Source organism: Burkholderia sp. 572 (assembly GCF_040545135.1).
Lineage (GTDB): Bacteria > Pseudomonadota > Gammaproteobacteria > Burkholderiales > Burkholderiaceae > Burkholderia > Burkholderia cepacia.
In genome coordinates, this window is record NZ_JBEPLH010000009.1 from 291,114 (window position 1) to 315,118 (window position 24,005).

Below are 24,005 nucleotides of genomic sequence, written 5' to 3' on the forward strand. Positions count from 1 at the left end.
GCGTGCGGCCGCTTGCTGCCGGTGCGTACCGTCGCGCCGGCATTCGCCTGCGGGCAAACGCCCGGCCGCGCCGGTTCGCGCCGGCGTCGGCCGCCATCGGTGCTGCTGCGATGGTGCGCGTGCATCCGTCCGTCGAATCCGTGTTGCTTCATCCGATTCGCCACTCGCACACTCAACCATGAAAACCGCCACTTTCATTCGCGCCACGCTCGCCGCACTCGGCTTCGTCGCGATCCAGGCCGCCCACGCACACGCACTCCCGAAAACGCAGGAACCGGCCGCCGGCGCCACGCTCTCAACCGCGCCGCATGCGGTCTCGATCGATTTCAGCGAGGCGCTCGAGCCCGCTTTCAGCTCGATCGCCGTGACCGACAGCCACGGGCAGTCGGTCGCCGACGGGAAATCGTCCGTCGACGCCGGCAACCGGAAACGCATGCACGTCGCGCTGGCCAGCCTGACCGCCGGCACGTACACGGTCACGTGGACCGCGGTGGCCAGCGATGGCCATCGCACGCAAGGCCACTACGCGTTCACGCTGAAATGACGTTCGCGATGCGCATCGGCGTTTCGTGCCGAGCGCGTCGCCGCCGATAGCCGCCGCATCCACCCATCAGGAGAACCAACCATGAAACGCCCGATTCCGACCGGCCTGCTGTTCGCACTGCTCGCGCTGCAGGCTCCCGCCACGTTCGCCACGCCGGCCGTACAGGCAGAAAACTGCTGGATCCGTGCGATGCCGGCGACCGTGCCGTCGTCCGGCTACTTCACGCTGAAGAACGACGGCGACGCGCCCGTCACGCTGACGGGCCTCGACACGCCCGCATACGGAATGGCGATGCTGCATGAAACGCAAACGAACGGCAGCACCGCGAAGATGGTTCACGTCGACGCCGTCGAAGTGCCCGCGCACGGCACGGTGACCTTCAAGCCGAAGAGCTATCACGTGATGCTGGAGCAGCCGCGCCAGGCCGTCGCGCCCGGCGCGAAGGTGCCGTTCCGGCTGCGTTTCGCGGACGGCTCGACGGTATCCGTGACCTGCGACGCCAAGGCGCCGACCTACGCCGGCCAGTAACGCCGCCCGCCCCCGATCGAAGGAGACGCACATGAAACACCGCCTGCCGCTGGCCGACCTGATCGTCCGCTACCGGACGCCGCTGAACGTCGCCGTGCTGATCGTCTGCGGGATATGGGCCGGATGGATCGCGTGGATGACGCGGCCCGCCGCGATCGATACGCCGCCGTCGATCCCCGCGTACTGCATGCGCGACGCACGCTGACGCGCCGCGACGGCACGGTTCCGGGCAAGCCCGGGCCATTTATTGGCGTGGCATCATCGCGTCATCCCGCCCGCCGGAACCGCCTCTCGGAGCGCCGCATGTCCTTTCAGACCTGGATGCTGTTTGCCGCAGCCTATCTCGCCACGACGCTGTCGCCGGGCCCCAACGTGCTGCTCGTCATCCGCAACACGGTGCGCTACGGCACGCATGGCACGGCCGCGACGATCGCGGGCAATCTCGTCGCGCAGGGCGTGGTCGTGGTGCTCGTCGCACTCGGCGTCGGCGCGGTGCTCGCCGCGATGCCGCCGCTGTTCGTCGCGATGAAGGTGGCCGGCGCCGCGTACCTGATGGTCCTGGGTGTCAGGCAACTGCGCGGCGAGCGCAAGGCCGGTGCGTCGACCGGCGCGGCGGAGCTCGCCGCGCCCGACCGCGGGAAGCTGTTCCGCGAAGCGCTGTTCGTGTCGGGCAGCAACCCGAAGACGATGATCTTCCTGTCGGCGTTCATGCCGCAGTTCATCGTGCACGACCGCCCGCTCGCGCTGCAGTTCGTCGTGATGTACGCGACGATCGCATGCACCGTCGTGGTCGTTCACAGCGTCTATTCGGCCGGCGTGCGCCGGTTCCATCGCGGCTTCGGCTTGAGCCGCGCGGTGCGTGCGCTCAAGCGCGCCAGCGGGCTGCTGTTCGTCGGGCTCGGGATCAAGCTGCTGACTGCGCGGCAGGCGTAAGCGCTCGTATTGCCGAGACCGAACTTGCCGCGCCGTCCCGTCAGCGTGTTTGCGCAGCCAGCGCGGCGGTGATCTCCACGAACGACGGCCGCGCGTCGACATCCTCGTTCAAACAGGCTGCCGCCAGTGCGTCGAGCACGCGCCGGCCGGCCCACGCCTGCTGCCCGCATCGATCGAGCAACTCGCCGAGCAGGTAACCGAACGCGCGCACCTCGAGCCGTTCGAACCGCACACCGCGCATGCGGTCGCTCACGTCGTAGAGCGACGCCGCGCCGAAATCGCCGAGCAACGCGCCACCGGCACCGTCGTGCAGGATGTTGTGCGCATACAGGTCGCCGTGCATGATGCCGCGTTCGTGCAGATGGCCCGCGACCGACGCGATGCCGTGCGCGATCCGCAGCGTCGCGGCAGGCTCGAATCCCGTGCTGTCGGCATACACGTCGCGCGTGCAGGTCGCGAAGCTCGGCGGCCCCGCGAGACTCGTCAGCGCGGGATCGACGAGTTCCATCACGAGGCCGTGCGTGCCGTCCGGGTGCCCGCGCACCTTGCCGATCACCGGGATCATGTTCGGGTGGCGGCCGGCATGCAGGCACGCGGCCATTTCGCAATCGGGCAGGCCGTCGCTCGTCACCGCGCCCTTGAACAGCTTGACGGCGACCGCGCGCGGCGCACGGTTATCCGCCGTCCATTGCGCGCGGTAAATCACGCCCGATGCGCCTTCACCGAGCTTCTGCCCGCATGCGAGCGATGCCCAATCGACGTCCGCGACATCCGGCTCCGCCGACGCCGCGGCTTCCGGTGCCGCACCGAACGGATTGCCGGCGGCAGCAAGCCACGCGAGCCGCGGCATCCGCAGCAGCCAGTCCGGCAGTTCGTCCAGGTGATTCGCCGACAGGCGCACCAGTTCGAGCGCGCGGCAGGCGGCCAGCCCGGCCGGCAGCGTGCGCAGCCGGTTGCCGGCGAGCATCAGCTTCTGCAAGCGCGAACAATCGCCGATATCGGCGGGCAACTCGTCGATTGCGTTGTCGGTGAGGATCAGCCAGCGCAATGCGCGCGGCAGCGATCCGCGCGGCACGGTTTGAATCCGGTTCGCCTTGAAGCCGATCATGTCGAGTTGTTCGCACGCGCCGAGCACGCCGGGGAACGCGGTGAAGCGGTTGCCGGACGCGAACAGGATGCGCAGGCGATGCAGGCGCGGCAGGTCGTCCGGCAGCGCGGTGAGCGCATTGCCGGTCAGGTCGAGCACTTCGAGCGTGTCGGCGAGATCGAAAATCTCGCGCGGAAAGGCCGTCAACCCGCATGCGAGCTTGAGTTGCCGTGCGCCGGCCAGTTGCCCGGCCTGCAGTTGTTCGAGGGTATGTGTCACGCGGAGAAAACGGGTTGCGGTTGCGGCGGCCATCGGGTCGATCGCCCGAATTCTACCGGGATCGCTTTCGCGCATCCGCCCATCGTGTCACACCCTCTTCACAAACGCGAAATGTGACGCTACAATTGCGCCCCTTGCAGTGCAATGCAGTGCCGACGTGGTGAAATTGGTAGACACGCTATCTTGAGGGGGTAGTGGCGAAAGCTGTGCGAGTTCGAGTCTCGCCGTCGGCACCAGAAGCGGTTTTACCGCGCTTCGAGTTCAGCAGTCCCCGCCTTGCGTCGGTTCCGACGATCCAGCCGCCTCGCAACGAGGTTTTCGTCGTGGTTCCTTCCTCATCGTCCGCCTGGCGCGGCATGTGCCAATTGCCGGCCGACAAGACCTGTCGGAGCATGGCCCACATCGATAACCGCACGTTCCCCTTTCCAGCTTGAAGTCCATTCGATCGGACGCTGTCGGGAACGCTGTGCGTCACTCTTTACTGACGGCCCGGCCACACTCCGGACAGCACTCTCCGCGATCCGAGAGAAGCAAATGACCGATGTCCGGTCGACTTCAATGCGGCATTCATGTCGTTCCGCGTACCGATGACGCGGCCGCCGACCCTGCAATCCGATTCCACCGGCCACGCGTCAGGACAAGTTGAAGACCTGACTGCAAGGCAGCTTTGCTCCGCTATCGATCGTCAGATTGAAGTACGGTTTGCGATCGAGATGCTTTTCGTCCGCATCGGGATCGGGGATATTTCGAAATCGCTCGAAAACAAGCGTCTTGCCGTTCCGCAACCGTATCGACATGAACTTCATCGATTGATCGAAGGCCGGCGTTCCCCATGACGAATCAATCGGCTTCCCCCCGCCAGCGGAGAGGTAGACCGACAGGGTATTGCCCCACTCCTGGCGGGGCACCACCTTCATCTGATCGGCATCCGCCTGAGGCACGCCCACATTGACGGAAAGTTTCTTCCCTCCCTTTGCCGTGCAAACGAACTCCTGATTGCCGCCGAACCGCTGCTGAAACGCGACGAACGGATCGGCGTTGCCTTGATCGGCCAGAACTGTCGCCCCCCAGCAAGAAAGCACTGCGCCAGAAATCAAAAACCAGGCATTCCATTTCATTTGATCCAGACTCCCGTTACCTTTCTACCCTTTCCGATCAACGTGGGTTTCTCGTCCTTGCGCATCACCCTGCTATTCGGGCTGATGTAATCACTCGCGAACAACGGTCCGGGCAGTACGACCTCGGCCTGACCACGAGTCGATTCATCGGTCGTATCGTAGACGATCACGGCACCCTCGGGGGCATCATAGGGGCTGGCGATGTGCAAGCAGGCAACCCTCTTCTGCGTGGTGCAGCGAATGAATAGTGAATTCCTCACCGACAAGCTCCCCAACCGGTCACGACGATCATCGATTGAAAATTCCAGAATCCATCCTTCATTTTCATCTCGCGATCAACACCGACAGATTGCAGACGGCAGCGCACGACAATTAACAAAAGTACTTCTTCGTCGATATTGAAGTCATTCAAATGCGAAGGCCAACATCCCGTCGAATACAACATCATCGCTCTTCAAGCATGTTCGAAAAACGCGACGGCACATGGCTTCGCGGTTTTGTTTCCGCGGCCCTCACGCCGCCCCATCCTCCCCCGCCAGCATCAGAAAATTCCGGACCACCGCCGACGATTCATCGCATCGTGACGCAATGGCGAGCCGTGCCCGCAACGCATCCCCCGCCAACGGCCGATAGACGACTCCGGCAACCTGCACCTGCGTAATCGCCTTCGGCACGACCGACACGCCGAGCCCGGCCGCAACCAGCGTCACCGCGGACGCCATTTGCGGCGCAGGCTGCGCCATGCGCGGCTCGAACCCGGCTGCATTGCATGCGGCGACGATATGGTCGAACAGCGCGCCGCCGGCCTCCCTCGGCACCTGCACGAACGACTCGTCAGCCAGCTCCACCAGATCGATCCGCCGCCGCTGCGCCAGCCGGTGCGCAACGGGCAGCGCGACGAACATCGGTTCGTCGTCCCAGTCGAGCATCCGCAACGTCGCGGCGGCCCGGCGTGCCGGCCGCACGATCGCGACGTCGAGGTGCCCGGCCTCCAGCGCCTCCAGCAGCATCCGCGACGCGGCCTCCTGCAACGTCAGCTCGGCATCCGGAAACGCTTCCCGAAAGCGCCGGATCAGGTCCGACACTTTCGAATTGAACGCCGCCGTCCCGGTGAAACCCACGCGCAGATGCCCGGTTTCCCCGCGCGCGGCCCGCCTTGCCGCGCGCACCGCACGCTCGGCGGCGTCGAGCACGCGGCGCGCTTCCTGCGCGAAGACCTCGCCCGCCAGCGTCAGCTCGGCGCCGCGCGCGGTCCGCCTGAACAGTTCCACATCGAGCTCGCTTTCGAGCGCCTTGATCTGCTGGCTCAACGGCGGCTGCCCGATGCCGAGCGCCTCGGCAGCCTTGGTGAAATTCGACGCGGCCGCCACGGCCAGAAAATAACGGAGATGCCGGAGTTCCATTCGTACGTGCTCTCACGGTGTGCCGGGTGGGTTCACCAGCCAGTGGTTAAACATATCGCTTCGGTTACTTTCATATATTGGACATATACATGACCGTGCGCAAGAATTCAGGCGTTCCTTCGCACATCGAGCGCAGTCATGTCCTCCCCTTCGCTTTCCCGTGCCCTGCCCGGCGCGCAACAGGCCACGCCCGATGCGTTGCCCGCCGGCGTTTCCCCGCGCTCGGCCGCCTACAAGCGCATCGCGCTGGCCCTCTTCCTTGCCGGTTTTTCCACGTTCTCGCTGCTGTACTGCGTCCAGCCGCTGCTTCCCGCGTTCGCACGCGAGTTCGGCCTCGGCGCGGCCTCGAGTTCGCTCTCGCTGTCGCTGTCGACCGGGATGCTGGCGATCTCCATTCTGTGCGCCGGCGCGCTATCCGAACGCGTCGGGCGGCGCGGGCTGATGTTCGCGTCGATGACGCTCGCCGCGCTGTTCAACGTGCTCGCCGCGCTGTCGCCCGACTGGAACCTGCTGCTGGTCTGGCGCGCGCTGGAAGGTTTCGCGCTGGGCGGCGTCCCGGCTGTCGCGATGGCGTATCTCGCCGAGGAAATCGCGTCGGAAGGGCTCGGTTTCTCGATGGGGCTCTATGTCGGCGGAACCGCGTTCGGCGGCATGGTCGGACGGATCGGCATGAGCATGCTGGAAGAGCACTTCTCGTGGCGCACGGCGATGCTGACGATCGGTGTCGTCGACCTGGTCGCGGCGGCCGCGTTCGTGATGCTGCTGCCGCCGTCGCGGCGCTTCGTGAAGCGCACCGACCTGACGCTGCGCCATCACGTCCGGCTGTGGGGCGAGCAACTGCGTCACGCGCGGCTCCCGTTCGTGTTCGCGATCGGCTTCCTGGTGATGGGAGCGTTCGTGACGATCTACAACTATGCGGGCTTCCGGCTCACCGCGGCCCCGTTCAACCTGAGTGCGACCGCGTGCGGGCTGATCTTCGGCGCCTACCTGTTCGGGATGGTGTCGTCATCGAGCGCCGGCGCGCTCGCCGACCGTCTCGGACGCGCACCTGTGCTCGTCAGCGGCGTGCTCGTGTTCGCGGCGGGCCTCGTGCTGACGCTGTCGCATTCGCTCGCCGCGATCGTCGTCGGCATCGTGCTCGTCACGATCGGCTTCTTCATTGCCCACTCGGTCGCGAGCGGCTGGGTGGGCTATCTCGCGGGGGCCGCGAAGGGGCACGCCGCGTCGCTGTACCTGCTTGCGTACTATCTCGGGTCGAGCGTGCTCGGGTCGATCGGCGGCACGTTCTGGCAACACGGCGCGTGGACGGGCGTCGCCGCTTACGTCGCGGTGCTGCTCGTGCTCGGGCTGCTGGCTGCGCGCCGGCTGGCACGGGCGTAGTGGGTACGTAATGGGCACATCACGGGTGCGGCGCGGGTCGCGCGCGATCCGGTCCCCCGTGGCCTGCTTCAAGTACGCCACGCATCGGGATAGTCGCGCATCGATCAGGATGCCGGCCCATTCTGCCGCTTCACCGCGTTGTTGCTCACACGCGAGCAATGCCCAAACGACGTCCGCAACGCCCCGATCGGCCGGCGCTACCGCTTCCGGCACCGCGCCGAACGGCTTGCCGGCGACTGCGGCAAGCCCGGCAGGTCGTCTGGCTGCACGGTGCACGCACTGCCGGTCGGGTCGAGTACTTCGAGCGAATCGGAAAGATCGAACATGAGCCGGAGCGCGCCCCGGACGGTTCAAGGACCCTGCTCCTCTCCGAGGGGAACAGGGTTCTTCGTCACATCTCGGGAGACAGACGCAAGCGGTTCGCCAGGTCTGCTACGGCGAACCGGAATCGATACGAGTCGGGCTTCCCGGTCCTTCCGATTTTCCAGCTTCCGTCCTGCGCCACGGCCGCCTTGCATACGACAGTCTCCGGGTCGGGAATGGTCCATGCCGACAGGTCAGCCCTCCAAAGCTGCGGCGTCAATGTCCACGTTGAGCCGATCGGCGTCACATGACCGACTGCCGTGCCAAGTAACGGCACGAACCCCTTCAGAGTCATGTCACCACCCGGCTCTCCCGACGCCAGCAAGAAGCCGGTGACTTCTGTGGTGGACGTCTCCTCGCGGTAGGATACCGGGATCACGAACGATGTTTCGGTATCGCCAGTTACGCCCGGAATCACCGACACGATGCAACCATTGAGCGCGTACCATGGCTCCGACAATTTGGTCGAGAGCTTGCGGAAATCGCCGCCCAAATTCGCATCCCCGGCCGTGGCAGGTGACGCCGGTCCGATAGGACGAACTGCCACGATTTGCCCGACGCTGTCTTCAAGCGCAGCCATCGGCACTTCTTCCTGCCAGAGCTTCGGGGAATACGCGAAAGCCTGAACATCATCGCCGGTCGCGACTGGCGGCGAGATCTGGACGAGTACATCGAGCGCCGCCCGCAATGCCGCGCCGTATTCGCCGACAAAACGCCGGTAGGACGTACTGAAATCCAGGCTGTCGTATGTCTTCATGACGGCGGTGTCGTACGCAGCGCCTGCCGGCATGAAAATCGTCAATCCTTTCGCCAGCGACCGGTTGCTTCCCGCCCGCTTGACGACGACGGCCTGATTCAGCGCTTTTTCGACCTCACTGCTCGCGACCGTCGGCCTCGGCAGCGCCGCAAGCTCGAGCGCCCTTGAAAACTGCACCAGATCGACCATATCGGTGACTCTCGTCCAGTCGGTATCGAACGAACGCGCGTTGACGCGTGCACGTGCGATGTCCTCTACGCTGTTTCCGTTGGCATAGAGATCGCGGCCCAGTGCGTCAGCCACGCCGATGACACTGTCCAGCGCCCCCAGGTCGACGAGCGAAACCGTGAAATCCGGATTGTCTCCCGCGCGCAAGCCGGCATAGCTGTTGACGATCAGCGTTCCCAGGTCTCGGGCATTCATACCAGGCTGTGCGACGAGACCGCCCAATACGCTGGCGTAATCCCACCCGCCGAATTCAAGATCCTCGGATGCGACCAGATAGTCCGCATACGGGCGAAACGCGGCGGCAACCTCGACACTGGCCATCAGGCATGCGTCGAATCCGACCAGATCGAAGCGCTTTCCCGTGGCCGCGGTCGCGCGCTGAAACGCCTGGGTCATGTCCCGCAACGACAAACGCGGGAGGTCCCCCGCATCGCGCTCGGCCTTCGTCGTCGTCCGATAACCAAAGCCGCCATTCGGGCCGCCCCCGTGATCGCCCAGAATGACCGCGACCCGCTTCGCCGGATACTGCCGGATACCCCATTCGAGAAAATCGCTCAGCGTGGCCGATGCCGCCATGTCCTGCCCTCCGAGGTCGGCCAGCCTGGTTCGCCGCCCCTGCGAGAGCTGCCAACGTTGAGTCCGAGTCCAGTCGACGTCCTTCTGCACCTGGTCTCCGCCGCCGGTCGTAACCAGGATATTCACGTTCGTACCGGCCGTGGCCTTGGTCATCGTGTCAAGATCGGATTGAAGGTCCGATGTCAAATCCGAACCGACAAGATAAACGAGCACCGTACGCTCGGCCGTCGCCGTTATCGAATCGTCTCCCGATCCGCAAGCGCTCATCAATCCGGCCAGCGCGAAACCCGCGAGCAGCCGTCCGATCCGCCTCCACGTCATGCACCAGCGCTTTCCCATTGCTTTCTCCTGAAATGTACTCATCCGTTGTCCTTCGCATCACGCCTCGCCCCTTCACACCTGACCGACGAGCGAAGCAACGATTCCGATCAGTTCCGCGACGAGCAACATCAACGCGCCGATCACCAGTATCGCGAGCCAACAACCGCGGCGTCCGCTGCGCGTCGTCATCTGCGCTCCGGCAAATTCGACCCGGCACTCGGCCACTCACCGTTCACCGCGCGATAAACGACGAGTGCCTCGCGCGTATCGCCGGGGCGCGCGCCATGCCAGAACGGCGCCCATGACGCCCCTGGATCCGGCACCGCACCGCGCATGCCTTGTACGACGAGCCAGCGGCACGCGCGCGCACGCGGCTCGTCCATCGGTACGTAGCGGAGTCCGGCGAAGTAATCGAGCATCGGCGCCTCGGATTCGCCGAGCCCCGGGCTCGCGATGCAATCGCCCGCACGCCACTCGCGTGCAAGCTGGATCTTCAGGTCGTCGAACACCGACCGATAACTTTTCGCTACGTCGAGCCAGGGCAGCAACAGCGTGTAGACAAGGCCCCAGGCGAGCACCACGCCGCTGGCCCACGACAACGCACCACGCCACGGGCCCGCTCCGCGCAGCAACAGCAACGCGGCGAGCCAGCCGACGCTCAGCGCGAACGCCGTGCAGATCGCCGCGGGTTGCAGAGGAATCGTCCAGTCAAGCGGCAGCCAGCCCCCCAACCACCCGAAGATGTCGCGCGGCAGCGTGTCGTGCGTCATCGCAAGCCAGACGCACCACACCAGCACCGCACATGCACCGAACAGGCCGCGACTCGCGTAATCCCACGCGACATGCACGCGAGCCGGCATACGCTCGACGCTGCGCGCGGCGATGAGCGACAGCGGCCCGATAAACGGCAGGATGTAGAGTTGCCGCGACGTCGCGGCAAAGTGGAGCACGATCAGCCCGATCGCGGCGAATGCGACCGGCAGCGCGATCGACGGATTGCGCCAGCCGCGCAACACACCACCGGCGATCGCCACGACCGCGAGCGGACCAACCGGAAACCCGACCGTCAGCAATGCACGCCAGATGAACAGCAGCTTGTCGTTCTCGGCGCCGAGCATCGGCACCGAGAAGCCGAAGAAGCGGCCGACGTTGTTGTCCCAGAACCAGACGGCGAACAGCGTTTCCGAACGCAGATAGAGCGCCGTCGGCCAGATCAACGCGAACGGTGCGCAGACGAGCGCGGCCATCGCGAGCGCACGCGCGCAGGCACGCGTGCGACACGCCGGATAAAGCACGAGCGCGACACCGAGGGTCGCGCCGAACACGAGCGGCACGAACAGGCCCTTCGACATGAACGCGATCCCGATGCCGGCGCCCAGCCGCGCGGCCGCCCAGTAATCGGCATGGCCGCCTTGCAAGAGCCCCGCGACAAGTTCGAGCAGACCGCAGAAACCGATCGCCGCGCCGGCCATCAGCGCAACGTCCGTCATCATGTCGTGCGAGTGTTTGAGCACCACGAGCGTCCCGGCGCACAGCGCGACGGGACCGAGCACGCCCAGCTCGAACCAGCGTGTCGAGCCGGTTGCCACGCGCGCCGCACGCGCGGTGAAGCCGAACGCCAGCGCCGCGAAAAATGCGCTCGCAAGCCGCGCCGCGTCATGCAACGGCAAGATCGCGCCGAGCAGGCGCGCGAACGCGACCGCGACCCAGTCGTACAGCGGCGGCTTCTCGAGAAACGGCGTACCGGTGTTGGCCGGCACAATCCAGTCGCCCGAATCGAGCATGTGCCGAATGATCCCGAACGTGTAGGCCTCGTCCTGTTTCCACGGGTCATGGCCAATGATGCCCGGCGCCAGATACGCGATTCCCAGCGCGACGAACAGCAGCACGCGCACTATCGGCCGCGCGACCCAATCCGCGTCGAATCCGGACGGTGTGCCGCACCCTGCATGCAGCAGGCCCGCACGGCAAAGCCGTCCGGCGTTTGCGGCGGATCTGTCGCGCATCACCGGAAGAACCTCCCGAGAAAGCGCGCGACGCCACGCCCGCCCGGCACGGCAATACGCGGCAGCAGAAACGGATCGGTACGCGCATCGGCACGTCCGCGCACGGTCGTCGTCGCGTTCTGGAAGCCGGCTTCGATGACAAGTCGCCGCACGTTCGCGTCGAGCGCACCATACGGATAGCAAAACGACACGATCGGGCATCCGGCCGCATCCTCGAGTTGCGCCTTCGAATGCGCGATCTGCCGCCACGCAGCCGGTGAAGGCACGTCGGACAGCACAACATGATCGACGGTATGCGCGCCGACCTCGTGCCCGTGCGCGTGCCATTCGCGCAGCGCGCCGAGATCCATCAACGCGCCCTCGGCCGTCGCGAGCCTGCGATCCCAATCATTGCTGCCACCCAGCCTGCCCGACACGAAGTAGCAGGTCGCGGTAAAGCCGAGCGCATCGAGCACGGGCAGCGCATGCTCGGCCACGTTGCGAAAACCGTCGTCGAACGTGATGGCAAACAGCTTCTCGCGCCGCGCCTGCGGCAGCCGCCGCTGCAAGTCGGTGACCGACATGCCGCGATAGCCCAGCGCCTTCAGCACACGCATCTGGCGCCGAAACGCGCGCGGATCGACGCTCAGGCCGCGCAATACGTCCGAATGCGGCGGCAACGGGCGAATCTGGTGATACATCAGAATCGGGACGCACGCGGCGCGTTCTGCCGACGGCCGCTCCTGCGGCGTGACCGGCGGTTGCGTCGGAACACCGGTCATGCAGACACCGCCGTCCCGCGGATCGACGCGCGGTAAACCGAACTCGTTTCGTCGATGAACCGCGCGAAACTGAACTCGCGTTCGCTCCTTGCGCGCGCGGCGCGCCCCATCTCGGGAACACGTTCGGGATGTTCGGCAATCTCGCGCAGGACGGCGGCGATCGCTTCGGGCGATCGCGGCGGAACGATCCAGCCGTCGATCCGGTCGTCGACGTTTTCCGGCAAGCCGCCGACATCGGTCACGATCACGGCACGGCCCATCGACATCGCTTCGCGGCACGCAAACGACAGGCTTTCGTGATATGACAGCACGAACGATGCGTCGCAGGTCGCGAGGATGTCATGCGTCCGATCCGTCGGACCGACGAACGCGACGTTCGCGGCCACGCCGCAATGCGCGACGAATTCGCGCTGCTCATTCGACGGCCAGTCGCCTGCAAGCAGCACGCGAAACTTCGCGCGCAATGCATCCGGCAATTGCGCAAGCGCGCTGACCAAATCGCTCCACCCCTTGTGCGGCCCGGTGCCGGCGACGCTGCCGAGCACAATGGCGTCCGCACCGGCTTCGCCGAAATACCCGATTCGCCGACGCCGGATCTCGGCCTGCCCGCCCGTATGCGGCGGCAACTGCACGCCATGCTTGATTACCGTGATGTCGCCGTACGGTGACTGCCGCTCGAGCATCAGCCGGACGTAGTCACTGACGGCGATCGTCGTGTCCGTCGCGAACCGCGCCCGCAAAAAATTACCGATGCTGCCGGCCGCATAGGTGTTGTGTTTCGTAAAAACGACCGATGGTCGCGTGCGACAGCCCACGAGTGCGAGCATGACCTGCCGGTGATCGGCCGAGCCGTTGACGTGGATGATGTCGAACGCGGATTGCTGGATCAGGCGCCGCAGCCGCACCAACTCGGGGAGAAATGTGCGCCAACACGGCTTGAACTGCATGTCGACGATGCGCACGCCCGGTAGCGTATCGACCATGCGCGACAGGCGACTGCCGGCCGGCGATGCGACCGCGACGCGATACCGACGGCCCAGACCGGCCGCAAGGTGATAGATATAGGTGTCATGCCCACCACCATTTCCGCCATGAAAGTTGGTATAGAGAATTTTCATCGCTTGTATTCTTCAGACGGTGTCACGCACGTGCGCCCGCATTTATCGACAGGCATGCCCCTCTGTCACGCGGATGCAAGAACCGGTTTCACCCAGTTGCGCCGCGTAACGCCGCACGATTCGCAATCGAATAATTCAGGATTTCCCGAGGGAAACGTGTCCGATATAAACCGCATCGGTCACACGATTGTATTGACTCTGTAAGATTATTTATTCCGGAATATCGACGGAATTTCTCTAAAAAATAAGCATCCGGGTGTAAGGTGTTCAGGCCTTCATTTTTTTCATTTCTGCCCGGTCACCTTGTTTCACCACACGCAGGTTCCGTATGCATAGTCGGCGTAACCGGTCGTATACCCCGTATACAGCGCGGCAGCTTATCGAGCGACCGGCTTTTCCCTACGATGTCGGCCGGAAACCGCATTGCTCCCGACATTGATTGACCCCCATTAATACTCAATCAAGAAAAAACATTCGAACTGGCCATCATGATGAGTGAATCGCCAATCCAAACGCATCGCTTTCACAGTAATGACCCGGATGAGGTTTCCGATTTTCTCGTGGCGACCTATACGGAGAACCGCTTTCGTGCATGTCACGCCAGCAATCGGGACGTCACTGTCAGTGGCCAGCAATGGAACGGGCTCGCGGTTTACGATGGCAATTTCGAAATACCGTTTCATTTTCAGTCGGGCGGCCCCCGCCCCAACTATCTCTTCTCGTCGTGCATCAACGGCGGATCGACTTACTCGAGCGGGAATTCGGTCGCGCAATGCGCCATCGGCGATGTGATGCCTGTTTCGTCCGCGAGCGACGCAACGTGCCTGTCACGACCCGAGGGGCTGCACCACATTGCCGTGATCCTCGATGTCACCGAGGTCAACGAGTTTGTCGGACACTGGCTCGGCCACCCGCTCGACGAACTCATCCAGTTCGACCTGTCGCCGCTGGCCAAAGATCTCGCCACGCAATGGAACGCGTCCGCGGATTGCCTGCGTCGAATGATGCTGATGTCGCCATCCCCTGATATCGCGATACGCTCGCTGTACGAGCACATGCTCAAGCTCGTCGTGACCGGCCACAAGAACAACTACAGCGACGTCGTCCTGAGCGATCGCCACGCGCCGGAACACCTCGCGCGTACCGCGGTTGCGACGATCGAAGCCGACCCGACACGCTGGGCAACGCTCAGTACGGTTGCCTATGCGCTGGGATGTGCAACGAACACGCTGGAAAACGGCATCCGGCGCCTGACCGGCAAACATTCGAGGGACATCATCCTCGACGCACGTCTTCGCGCCGTTCACCGCGCGCTGGCCGTCGATATCGGCACCGGTTTTGTCGGCGTGCTGCGTGCATACGGCTTTGCGCCGTCGTTGCGCTTCGTTCGCCTGTACCACCGGCGATTCGGAGAGCCGCCGAGCGCAACGTACCGTCGAAATCCGAGCGCTCAGGACGTCAGTCGAAACATCCGCGAGCGTCCGGACATCCTCTATGAAACGTCCATCAATCGCTGGATCGATGCCTCGCTCGGCAAATCGATCAGCCTTGCCGACATCGCCCGATACACCGGCCTGAGCGAGCACGCGACAATCGCGGCGTTCAAGGAGCGATTCTCACGTACACCGATGCAGTACGTGATCGAACGCCGCCTGGAACGCGCACGCTGGCTGCTGTGCCATACGTCGACGAGCATCCTGTCGATCGCGCTCGATTGCGGGTTCGGCAGCCAGAGCTATCTGACGACGCAGATCAAGCGGTACTACGGCGTCACGCCGCGTCAACTTCGACTGTCGGGTCACGTACCGGCAGGCGACGATGACAGCCGATAAATCGCATCGCACCGCCGTCACGGCACCACGCCATTCGAACATCGCGAGTCGCGCGCATTTCGGCGGAATCCTTATGTTTTTTCCCAGGCGTGGCCGGAGCGCAATCCGTATGCCGCATCATTGCGCGGTGCCCGCGTCCTGCGCACGCCATGCACGTCGCTGTTGCGACAGCCGGCTTGCGGCAACCCCTGCGGCCTTCCACCACGCGAACGGACGCGGATCGGCCAGCATGCTCAGTGCACGCGCATAGTCGAGCGCGAGGCCCGGCGTCCACGCCATCGTCACCGCACGCTTGCGAATCTGCGCGGCAACCCACAGTTCGGGCGTGACGAGCACTCGCAGAAAACTGCCCCACCCCGCACTGCCGCCGTGCAGTCGGCCCACCGCACCGTCGATCGCCGCCTCGAGCGCATAGGCAACGGTGCTCGAGCAGTTACGGTGAGTGAGGTTGTACGTCGTATCGATCCGGTAACGCTCCCAGAACGCGCGCAACTTCGCCGGATCGTAATTGCGGATCCGCACGCGTATCGTGGAAGGACACCACGCGCGCGACTCCGTTGCATAGTCCGGTTGAAACGTGCCGGGCACGTCGTTTTCGCGCGTTGCGCGCAGGATACGGCCGAACTCCGATGGCGAACGGTCGATTTCGGCGGCGGGATACAGGCTGATGTAGATTCCCTCGGGCGACTCGAGCGCCGCATGCCCGGTCGAAATGTTGCCGTTGACGTCGACCGCGGCGATGTAGCGGTCGACCACCGGATGATGCTGTGCCGGCGCCTTCGACGAACCCGTCGGCGTCCACACATGCACGGTCAGCGCACGCTCGTGATCGGCCGGCGGGCCGTCCCATTCGGTTCGATCGAACGGGCTCGTGCGTGCCTCCGATGCGACGTCGGGAAACAATGCAGACCAGCGTGACACGCTGAATGCCGGATTGCGTTCGAGACGCCGCACGCGGGCCGCCAGCGCCAGCATGTTCGTGCCGCCGAAGATCAGGAACAGGCCAAGGCAGTACGGCAACGTGCCCACGTAGTGGGTCGGGTACGGTTGAAAGAAAAACACGGCGATCAGGATCTCGACTGCCCCCCAACCGAGTGCGATCCTCCAGCGACGATACCGGACGATCCACGCGGATACGCACTGCAGTGCCCCGTCGACCAGGAACAACGCGCCGAAAATCATCGACAGGATCAGGTTGCCGTGATGGTGCCCGGCAAAGATCAGCATCGACGCGGCCACGACCGCGACTCCCTTCACGTAGCGCAATGCGCGTTGCCCGCCGACGCCGGTCCATGCGACGGCCAGCGTCGCCCCCCCTTCGAGCAGGCACAACCACGCAAAGAGCGTGACCGGAAAGTGCATTGCGCCGTCGAGCGCATCGACGAACACGACGAGCCCCGCGATGACCCATACGATGCCGATCCAGACAATTCCTTTCGCGCGCTTGCGCAGATAGTCCACGCCCAGCAACAGCATGACCAGTCTCACCATGTTCCGCTCCCTCGTCGTCGCCGGCCACGGTGCGCGAGTCGTCGCAGGCCGGTGGCCAGGCATGGGTTCATTTGTTCCGTGCGAGCGGTAGCGATGCGCGGATCGCCGCCGAGAAATCGCCATCGATCATCGCGCCGGGAGCGCGCTGAATCAGGCTTGCCGACTTCAGCGCATCGAACGGTATGGAATCGTCGAGCAGGCCGAGCTCATGTCCGTATCGGTCCGCATAACCACTCAGCAACACCTTCCAGCTGTATCCGACGTCAGGGGCAACCGATCTGACGTGGTGCAAAATATTCGTCGTGCAATTGTTGAGCAACGTGTTGTAGAACTCCGGATGGCGTTCGAGCGCATGTACGCGCCGCAGGTAATCCTCAAACAATGCACGTGCGGTCTCGGACGCGACGCGCGCACGGAACAAGTACACGCGTTCCCGGCGCACATCGGTGCGAACGCCGATCAAATCGCGCTCGTCGGCAACGACGTATACGAGGTCGTACAGCGGCAAGAAACCCTTGTACGGCGAGTAGCGCTGCCCGTGCCGCCGGCGCGTCTCGATCGAGATCGCGATATAACGGCCGCCGCTCAGGCCGAAACTCAGGAACGCGTGGGCAATCGCTTCGTTGGTCCAGCGCGACACGACAAGGTCGACCGTCGTCACCGATTCGAGCGCGAACGTTGCGTCGTAGTACGCCGGCATGCAGTCGTCGCGTGTGCGATATCTGAAGTTCCGCACATCGCGCACGGTGACCTGCGCCCCACCCCATTCGATCCGGGCGGCACGCGTGTACTCCGGCGCCCACACGGCCGGCGCGCGCGCAACGCGCAGCAGCGACGACAGCGGACTCATTCCCGTTCCGTCACGGCAACCGGCCGCGGTAACCCGCCGCCGCTCCCGGAAAACGCCACGTGTGTGCGCAGGCCCACTGAAAACGGCACGAATGGGCGGAAAGTCGTCGTCGAACCAGTCATGTCAATACGATCGATATGCGGTCGCCCCCCATCCTTCCCGATAGCCGAAACCGCGCCTCGCCTTAAACGAATCATCCGCACATCACGATGTGGCGTTCGATTCAGCCCTCAATGATCGATACCCAGGCGGCCCATTTTATGCCGTCACCCGACGAAGGAATTTCGTTAAATATTCTCGATTTTTTGAAAAATTCCGATCGATCGCGGCTGAACAATCAGGCCGTGCGCCACGAGCATGACGAAGTTTCGCCGGGGAGACTCCCGGCGTCTCCTGCAGTACGACAAGCCGTTCCCCCGTCACTCCGACGACAATTCCACTGCCCCGACAGAATCGGATCATTCATGCACAAGGCCATTCGTGGATGTCAAACGGCGCGACGCTCGGCGGAACATTGCATCGAGACCGACGAGGCCTCCGGATTTCGAGCCTCCCGCGATATCGTTGATGAGTTGGCTCACGACATCGCGTGGCTCTTCCTCAACGGCAGATTCGACCTTGCCGTCAGCTTCGCATTTCTGAAGCGACTGGTTCGACTGGCAAACCTTGATCTATCGCTTTTTGCGTGGGACATATTTGATGCCTTTGCATGCGGCGCATATCGCACCGATGCGTATCCGTCCGACCTTGATCCTGCCGTTCATCACACGCTACCGCGACTGCGAGCAATCCTGAGTATGCGTCGCGGCACCTTTTCCGCGATTTATATCGATTCCAGTTCAAAACGCAGTGCGGTGCAAAGGGTGGAGAAACCCAGGCGAATACCCGGACCAGACGATCATCCCCAGCGAACGAATCACGTTCTCACGGATGCCGATGGAATCGGCGGCCCACACGTTGGCCTCTCGACGCGCCCCGTGCAGCCTGCCGGCTCTCGGTGACGGAGCATTCCCGGCCTGCACCGGAAACACATTCCGGCACCCGCCGCCGTCACTCCGCTACTGCACATACTGCTCGTTACCCGTCAGCCCGATCTTCGTCGCGCCTACGCGTTGCGCCGACGCCAGTACCGCGGCGTCACGCCAGCGCATCATCCCCCTTCACCGCATACGCCGACTCGCGCCGCTTCAGCCGCATCGCGATCAGCGCCGCGAGCACCGCCAGCGCGGTGCCCGTGAGAAACCCGCCCGTATAACCGACCTTCGCGGTGAGCGACAGAAGCGTCGACGACGCGATCAGCTCGCCGAGGTCGCGCGTGCTCTGCACGGCCGTGACGTCGGTGCCGGCCTGGTCGCTGCCGCCCGCGAAGCGCATGCCGGCCGTCATGATCGACACCGACGTGATCCCGGTCGCCAGCGAACCGAGTACCGTGCACAGCCATGCCCACGACGGCGACACCGGCAGCCACCCGCCCGCCTGCGCGAACCACAGCAGCGCGGCCGCGCCCGCACAGCTCACGCCGGCCGTGAACGCACGCCACAACCCGAGCCGCCTCACGAGCCACGCACCGCCGCCGCAACCGAGCACGACCGTCACGATGCCGCCGGCCATGCCGAGCTTGCCGATCGCGTCGAGCGTCCAGCCCGCGTCGTTGAGGAACAGCTTCGACAGGCCGAAGCCCGATACGGCCGTCATCGCCGACAGCAGCGCGAGCGACAGCAGCGACCACGAGCGCGGCCGCTTCGCGAAACGGACGAGGCTCGCATCATGCTCGGGCTTCGCGCGCGCACGATCCGCATCGCGCGGCAACACCCACAGCACGCAAACCAGGCTCGCGAGCGGCACGGCCGCCAGCGCGAGAAACGCGGCCCGCTGGCCGAACAGGCCGATCAGCGTCAACGTGCCGGCGCCGCCGCCGAAGAAGCCGATCATCACGCCCGCGATCTGGATCGCGTTGATCTTCGCGAGCGTGTCGCCGCTGAAGTGTTCGGCGGCCATCCCGTCGTTCGCGATGTCCTGGGTCGCGCTCGCAAGCGACGCGACGGCCAGCAGGCCGACCGCCCATCCGGCCGTCGCGACGGTCATCCCGATCTGCGCGAGGCTGCCGAGGCAGAGCACCACGAGCGTCTGCATCGGCAGCATCCAGCTGCGCCGCCGGCCGATGCGCGGTGACCAGCGGTTGTCGACGACGGGCGCCCACAGGAACTTCACGACCCACGGCAAACCGACGAGCGGCAGGAACGCCAGTGCATGAAGCGGTGCGCCGTCGTGGCGCAGCAGGGTCGGCATCGCATCCATCGCGATGCCGATCGGGATTCCCTGTGACAGGTAAAGCAGCGTGATCGTGATGACCAGGCGGCGATGTTCGAGCAGATCGCGCATCGAAGTCTCCAGTTGCATGAAATTAAAAAGGTTCGGCGCCGGCCGGCACACGCGCGGGCCGTATCGCATCGCGGCGCGGACGGCGCGCGGCACGCAGCAGCAATGCGCCGAACGCGACGAGGGCCGCGTCGATCGGCCAGTACACGGGTTCGCCCGCGCCGAGCAGCGCGATCGCGCAATGCGTCGCCCCTGCCAGCCCGTAAGCGGCGCCGGCCGCACGCATCAGCGTGCGCAGCCAGGCCGCGCGATCGGCAACGCAGGCCGCGAGCGTGAACGCGCCGCCCCACACGGCCCAGAACAGCATCGCGAGCACATGGTCGACGTGCACGCCGACGGGCAGCGCACGCCCCGCGAGCAGCAGGACGCCGCCGGCGAGCACCAGCCCGCCGCAGGCGCCGACGGCAACCGCGGCCAGCACGTTCGCCGAGCGGTCGTGCTGCGCCCGCCGCCGCTCGATCCACAGATGCAGCCCCGTCGCGCAGAGCGCGCACGCCGCGAGTCCCATCAGGAAATGCAGCACGCGCAGCACGCCGCCCATCGCACCGACCCAGCCGTATTGCGCGAAATGCAGCGGCTGCACCGCGATGAACGCGCGCAACCAGAAGCCTCGGCCGCGCGACGTGGCGTCCGCGAGCCATTGCCCGTCCACCGCGCGATACAGGTGACGCTCGAACAGCGCCGTGCTCGGCAGGCCGGCGGTCGTCCCGGCAATCTCGACACGCGCGTTCACGTCGCCCCACCGATGCAACACGACGGCTTCGCGCCGGAAATCCGGCGTGCGCGCCGCATCGCGCCGCAGCAGCGCCTCGAGATCGGCCGCGCGTTGCCACGCGCCGCCGGCGGCAGTCGGCGGCGGCCCGCCGAGCAGTTCGGCGAACGCGCGCTGCGGTTGCCCCGGATACGCGACGCCCGCAAGCGACACCGTGCCGAGCGCGCCCAGCCCCGACAACGCGCCGGTGAACGCGAACAGCACGAGCCACGGCGAGCCCCACAGGCCGATCCACGCGTGCAGGTCGAACAGCGCGGCGCGCAGCCCGCTGCCGCGCCGGATGCGCGCGGCAGCAGGCCAGCGCCGGTGATGCACGACCAGGCCCGCGACGATGAGCACGAGCAGCACGATCCCCCACAGGCTGACGAAAATCCGCCCGGGAAAGCCCGCGAACAGTGTCTTGTGCAGCGTGACGAGCAACGCCGCGCGTCCGCCGTCGGCCAGCCGCTCGCCCGTCGCCGGGTCGAGCGCCAGCGTGCAGGCCTGGCGTGCGTCGCAGAAACGGATCGCCGGATCGTCCGGTTGCGGCAGCACGATGCGCGCATCGCGCAACGGCACGCCGAGCGCCGCCGCGCGCGCGACGAGCGCATCGAGCGGCAGCGCCGGCCGCGCGACGGCGACCGGCGGCGCGCGCCACCAGCCCTGCATCGAATCGGTCGCGAGACTCCACGTGCCGCTGAACAGCACGACGAACAGCACCACGCCGAACAGCGCACCGGCGCCGCGATGCAGCGCGCGCCAGCGCGAACGCGATGAAGCGTCCATGTCAGCGCCCTCCCCAGAACATCGCGCACGGCACGAGCACCGCGAGCCACAGGCAGGCGCGCCACGCGGCCTGCCGCCGCCCGGGCGCGACGAGCACCCACAGCAGCGCGGCGACACCCGCGGCCAGCGACAGCAGCACCGCCGCGTAGAGCCGGTTCAGGCCGTCGGCCGGGTAATGACGGGCCAGCGTGAGCGCCAGCGCGACCGCGCCCGGCAGCACGCCTGCGATCGCGAGCGCCGCCCGCGTCCCCCAGCCGCCCGCCATCAGAACTGCCCGCGCACGGTCAGCATCACGTTGCGCGGCTCCCCGTAGCGGTTGTTCCAGCCCGGCTGACTCAGGCTCAGGTAGTACTTGCGGTCGAACAGGTTGTTCACGTTGACGGCCGCGCTCCAGTGCTTGTCGTAGCGATAGCCGAGCCGCACGCTGGCGAGCGCGTAGCCGCCCTGGCTCATCGTGACGCCGTTCGCCTGCGCCGAGTAATTGCTCTGCACCTGCACGCCGCCGCCGACGCTCCAGCGCCGTTCCTGCCACGGCAGGTCGTAGTTGGTCCACAGCCGGAACAGGTGGCGCGGGTTCAGCAGCGGCGCGAACGTGCCCGCGTTCGCGAGGTTGTCCGCATAGCGCATCGTGTCGTACGTGTAGCTCGCCCACACGCTCCACCACGGCGTGATGCGGCCGTTCGCCTCGAACTCGAAGCCCTGGCTGCGCACGCTGCCGCCGTTCACGTAGTAGCAGTTCGGCCCGGCACACGGATGCGCGAGATCGACCTGCGGATTGTTGTCGAGATCGATGCGGAACGCCGCGAGCGACACGTTCAGCTTGCCGCCCGCCAGTTCGCCCTTCACGCCCGTCTCGTAGGTGCGTCCCTTCACCGGCGTCAGGATGCCGCCGCCCCACATCGACTTGGTTTGCGGCTGAAACACTTCCGCATAGCTCGCGTACCACGACCAGTCGCGCGCGAAATCCCAGATCAGCCCGCCGTACGGCGTGAACTGGTGGCCGGTGTTGTAGTGCGCGCCGAGGCTGTCCTGGTTCCACCAGCTCATCCGGCCGCCGAGCACGAGCGTGACGGGTTCCGCGAGCTTGATGCGGCCGAGCCCGTACACGCCCTTCTGCGACACGTCGTTCTGCTGCGACTGCTGGTACGGGCCGACGCCCGGCTCGGGCACGCTGCTCGGGTTCCAGCGGTAGACGTTCACCGGCATGCCGGCCACGTTGCCGAGCAGCTGCGCCGACATCTGCCCGCTGCTGCTGTTCGCGTAGGTCACGCCGAACAGCAGGTCGTGCGTCAGCCCGAACGCATGCACCGGGCCCTGCACGTTCGCATCGATGCTGCGGCTGTAGCTGCTGAACCGATACGCGCCGCCCATCAGCGCGCCGCCCGCACCGGTCGACGGATCGATCGCGCCGTACGAGCCCGCGTATTTCAGGTCGGAACGCACGCTCTGGTATTCGCCGCTGACCTTCGCCTTCCAGCCGGCGCCGAGTTTCTGCTCGACCGACGCGAACGCGCGCGTCGTGTCCCAGTCGAAGTGGCCCCACGCGGTGTCGAGGAACGTCGAGCGCGACAGGCCGAGGCTCGACCCGTCGCGCGCCATCGGCACGCCGGACATGTCGGGCACCGAGCGCGTCGTCTGGTACTGCGCGCCGAACGTGAGCAGCGTGTCGCGCGTCACGTCGACTTCCGTGATGCCGTAGATCGAGCGCGTGTCCTGTTTCGCGTGGTCGTAGAAGAAATGACGATCCTCGTATGCGGCGACGAGCCGGCTGCGCACGGTGCCGGCCGCATTGAGCGGGCCGCCGATGTCGGCTTCCGCGCGGTAGCGGTCCCAGCTGCCGACGCTCACGCTCGCGTTCGCGGAAAACTGGTACTGCGGCCGCTTGCGCACGAGGTTGACCGTCGCGGCCGGGTTGCCCGAGCCGTGCAGCAGGCCGTTCGCGCCGCGCAGGATCTCCACGCGTTCGTACACGGAGATGTCCTGCGGCGCACTCGCCATGTCGCCGATCACCACCGGCACGCCGTCGAATTCGAACGAATCGACCTTGAAGCCGCGCACGAAATACGCGGTGGTGAGCAGCACGTACGGCTGCACGGTCACGCCCGCCGATTGCTGCATCACCTCGTCGAGCGAGTACAGGTTCTGCTGGTCGATCCGTTCGCGCGTCGTCACGCTGACCGACTGCGGAATCTCCCGCAACGCCAGCGGCATCTTGCCGACCGTCGCCACGGCCGGATCGTCGGCCACGCCGCGCGACGCGGTCACGGAAATCGCCTTCAGCTCGCCCGCGGCAGGCTTCACGGCGGTCGTTTCCTCCTTCCGGACTTCCGCGCCGGCCGCCGGCGTCGCATCGGCGAACGCCGCCGCCGGATGCGCGGCGATCAGCAGGCCGAGATACAGCGACGGGCGCCAGCGCCCTCGCCCCAAACGGGCGACGCGCGCGCCCTTCGTCATCGATCTCCCAGGTTCCAGCACCTCGTACCGCATTCACGCCCCCGTATTTGATAATCATTC

General features: G+C 65.6%; 21 protein-coding genes, 1 tRNA gene and 1 pseudogene. 8 read left to right on the forward strand and 15 right to left on the reverse strand.

What is annotated here, in order from left to right; all coding sequences use genetic code 11:
- The first annotated feature begins 178 nt into the window (after positions 1-178).
- The 4 genes from copC to ABIC51_RS19365 all read left to right on the forward strand — a co-directional run bounded on the left by copC (position 179) and on the right by ABIC51_RS19365 (position 2,005).
- The gene (gene copC, locus ABIC51_RS19350; RefSeq protein WP_175862161.1) at positions 179-544 is read left to right on the forward strand and encodes a copper homeostasis periplasmic binding protein CopC; all 366 of its coding nucleotides are present in this window, start codon (positions 179-181) and stop codon (positions 542-544) included.
- Positions 545-625: 81 nt separating this feature from the next.
- The gene (locus ABIC51_RS19355; RefSeq protein ID WP_226160715.1) at positions 626-1,072 is read left to right on the forward strand and encodes a copper chaperone PCu(A)C; all 447 of its coding nucleotides are present in this window, start codon (positions 626-628) and stop codon (positions 1,070-1,072) included.
- A 31-nt stretch (positions 1,073-1,103) separates the two neighbouring features.
- Positions 1,104-1,277, forward strand: a complete 174-nt coding sequence (locus tag ABIC51_RS19360) for a hypothetical protein (protein ID WP_021163271.1) — start codon at positions 1,104-1,106, stop codon at positions 1,275-1,277.
- Between the two features lie 98 nt (positions 1,278-1,375).
- Positions 1,376-2,005 carry a LysE family translocator gene (locus ABIC51_RS19365; RefSeq protein WP_226160716.1) on the forward strand — a complete coding sequence of 210 codons (630 nt, stop codon included), beginning with the start codon at positions 1,376-1,378 and terminating at the stop codon, positions 2,003-2,005.
- 40 nt (positions 2,006-2,045) lie between these two features.
- Here the strand turns inward: ABIC51_RS19365 and ABIC51_RS19370 are convergent, their stop codons facing one another.
- Positions 2,046-3,371, reverse strand: a complete 1,326-nt coding sequence (locus ABIC51_RS19370; protein WP_146254715.1) for a leucine-rich repeat-containing protein kinase family protein — start codon at positions 3,369-3,371, stop codon at positions 2,046-2,048.
- A gap of 151 nt (positions 3,372-3,522) precedes the next feature.
- On the opposite strand from ABIC51_RS19370, the gene ABIC51_RS19375 reads away from it, so the two are divergent.
- A tRNA-Leu gene (locus ABIC51_RS19375) sits at positions 3,523-3,607 on the forward strand.
- A gap of 396 nt (positions 3,608-4,003) precedes the next feature.
- Here the strand turns inward: ABIC51_RS19375 and ABIC51_RS19380 are convergent.
- From ABIC51_RS19380 to ABIC51_RS19390, 3 genes are all read right to left on the reverse strand, one after another.
- Positions 4,004-4,489 (reverse strand): hypothetical protein, encoded by a 486-nt coding sequence (locus ABIC51_RS19380; RefSeq protein ID WP_060357677.1) that lies wholly within the window; start codon positions 4,487-4,489, stop codon positions 4,004-4,006.
- A gap of 256 nt (positions 4,490-4,745) precedes the next feature.
- Positions 4,746-4,934 carry a hypothetical protein gene (locus ABIC51_RS19385; RefSeq protein ID WP_138143365.1) on the reverse strand — a complete coding sequence of 63 codons (189 nt, stop codon included), beginning with the start codon at positions 4,932-4,934 and terminating at the stop codon, positions 4,746-4,748.
- 67 nt (positions 4,935-5,001) lie between these two features.
- On the reverse strand, positions 5,002-5,892 hold the full coding sequence (locus tag ABIC51_RS19390; protein ID WP_027789638.1) for a LysR family transcriptional regulator: 891 nt from the start codon (positions 5,890-5,892) through the stop codon (positions 5,002-5,004).
- Positions 5,893-6,030: 138 nt separating this feature from the next.
- Between ABIC51_RS19390 and ABIC51_RS19395 the strand changes: the two genes are divergently transcribed.
- Positions 6,031-7,272 carry an MFS transporter gene (locus ABIC51_RS19395; protein ID WP_124533114.1) on the forward strand — a complete coding sequence of 414 codons (1,242 nt, stop codon included), beginning with the start codon at positions 6,031-6,033 and terminating at the stop codon, positions 7,270-7,272.
- Positions 7,273-7,663: 391 nt separating this feature from the next.
- On the opposite strand, the gene ABIC51_RS19400 is transcribed toward ABIC51_RS19395, so the two are convergent.
- The 4 genes from ABIC51_RS19400 to ABIC51_RS19415 all read right to left on the reverse strand — a co-directional run bounded on the left by ABIC51_RS19400 (position 7,664) and on the right by ABIC51_RS19415 (position 13,402).
- Positions 7,664-9,535 (reverse strand): clostripain-related cysteine peptidase, encoded by a 1,872-nt coding sequence (locus ABIC51_RS19400; RefSeq protein WP_060173653.1) that lies wholly within the window; start codon positions 9,533-9,535, stop codon positions 7,664-7,666.
- Positions 9,536-9,702: 167 nt separating this feature from the next.
- Positions 9,703-11,523 carry an ArnT family glycosyltransferase gene (locus ABIC51_RS19405; RefSeq protein WP_226128041.1) on the reverse strand — a complete coding sequence of 607 codons (1,821 nt, stop codon included), beginning with the start codon at positions 11,521-11,523 and terminating at the stop codon, positions 9,703-9,705.
- Entirely contained in the window at positions 11,523-12,284 is a 762-nt protein-coding gene (locus tag ABIC51_RS19410; RefSeq protein ID WP_027789642.1) for a polysaccharide deacetylase family protein, read from the reverse strand. Before ABIC51_RS19410 ends, ABIC51_RS19405 begins: the two co-directional genes overlap by 1 nt.
- Positions 12,281-13,402 carry a glycosyltransferase family 4 protein gene (locus ABIC51_RS19415; RefSeq protein WP_175854290.1) on the reverse strand — a complete coding sequence of 374 codons (1,122 nt, stop codon included), beginning with the start codon at positions 13,400-13,402 and terminating at the stop codon, positions 12,281-12,283. Before ABIC51_RS19415 ends, ABIC51_RS19410 begins: the two co-directional genes overlap by 4 nt.
- Before the next feature lie 491 nt (positions 13,403-13,893).
- Between ABIC51_RS19415 and ABIC51_RS19420 the strand changes: the two genes are divergently transcribed.
- Complete coding sequence (locus ABIC51_RS19420) at positions 13,894-15,234, forward strand: helix-turn-helix transcriptional regulator (protein WP_226128043.1); 1,341 nt, start codon at positions 13,894-13,896, stop codon at positions 15,232-15,234.
- Positions 15,235-15,351: 117 nt separating this feature from the next.
- Here ABIC51_RS19420 and ABIC51_RS19425 read toward each other — a convergent pair whose 3' ends face one another.
- Together ABIC51_RS19425 and ABIC51_RS19430 are read right to left on the reverse strand one after the other, a co-directional pair.
- Positions 15,352-16,725, reverse strand: coding sequence for an HdeD family acid-resistance protein (locus ABIC51_RS19425; RefSeq protein WP_175897655.1), 1,374 nt, complete (start codon positions 16,723-16,725; stop codon positions 15,352-15,354).
- A gap of 67 nt (positions 16,726-16,792) precedes the next feature.
- Complete coding sequence (locus tag ABIC51_RS19430; RefSeq protein WP_175897656.1) at positions 16,793-17,575, reverse strand: Lnb N-terminal periplasmic domain-containing protein; 783 nt, start codon at positions 17,573-17,575, stop codon at positions 16,793-16,795.
- Between the two features lie 233 nt (positions 17,576-17,808).
- Here ABIC51_RS19430 and ABIC51_RS19435 point away from each other — a divergent pair, with 233 nt between their 5' ends.
- Positions 17,809-18,576 carry a hypothetical protein gene (locus ABIC51_RS19435; protein WP_175897657.1) on the forward strand — a complete coding sequence of 256 codons (768 nt, stop codon included), beginning with the start codon at positions 17,809-17,811 and terminating at the stop codon, positions 18,574-18,576.
- 57 nt (positions 18,577-18,633) lie between these two features.
- Here the strand turns inward: ABIC51_RS19435 and ABIC51_RS19440 are convergent.
- From ABIC51_RS19440 to ABIC51_RS19460, 5 genes and pseudogenes are all read right to left on the reverse strand, one after another.
- A pseudogene (locus tag ABIC51_RS19440) lies at positions 18,634-18,711 on the reverse strand (biopolymer transporter ExbD); the annotation flags it as partial.
- Between the two features lies 1 nt (position 18,712).
- Positions 18,713-19,957, reverse strand: coding sequence for an MFS transporter (locus ABIC51_RS19445; protein WP_175897658.1), 1,245 nt, complete (start codon positions 19,955-19,957; stop codon positions 18,713-18,715).
- Positions 19,958-19,979: 22 nt separating this feature from the next.
- Complete coding sequence (locus ABIC51_RS19450; RefSeq protein WP_354006590.1) at positions 19,980-21,491, reverse strand: PepSY-associated TM helix domain-containing protein; 1,512 nt, start codon at positions 21,489-21,491, stop codon at positions 19,980-19,982.
- Position 21,492: 1 nt separating this feature from the next.
- Positions 21,493-21,756, reverse strand: coding sequence for a hypothetical protein (locus tag ABIC51_RS19455; RefSeq protein WP_059698337.1), 264 nt, complete (start codon positions 21,754-21,756; stop codon positions 21,493-21,495).
- On the reverse strand, positions 21,756-23,945 hold the full coding sequence (locus tag ABIC51_RS19460) for a TonB-dependent siderophore receptor (RefSeq protein ID WP_481193123.1): 2,190 nt from the start codon (positions 23,943-23,945) through the stop codon (positions 21,756-21,758). Before ABIC51_RS19460 ends, ABIC51_RS19455 begins: the two co-directional genes overlap by 1 nt.
- Positions 23,946-24,005: the final 60 nt, after the last annotated feature.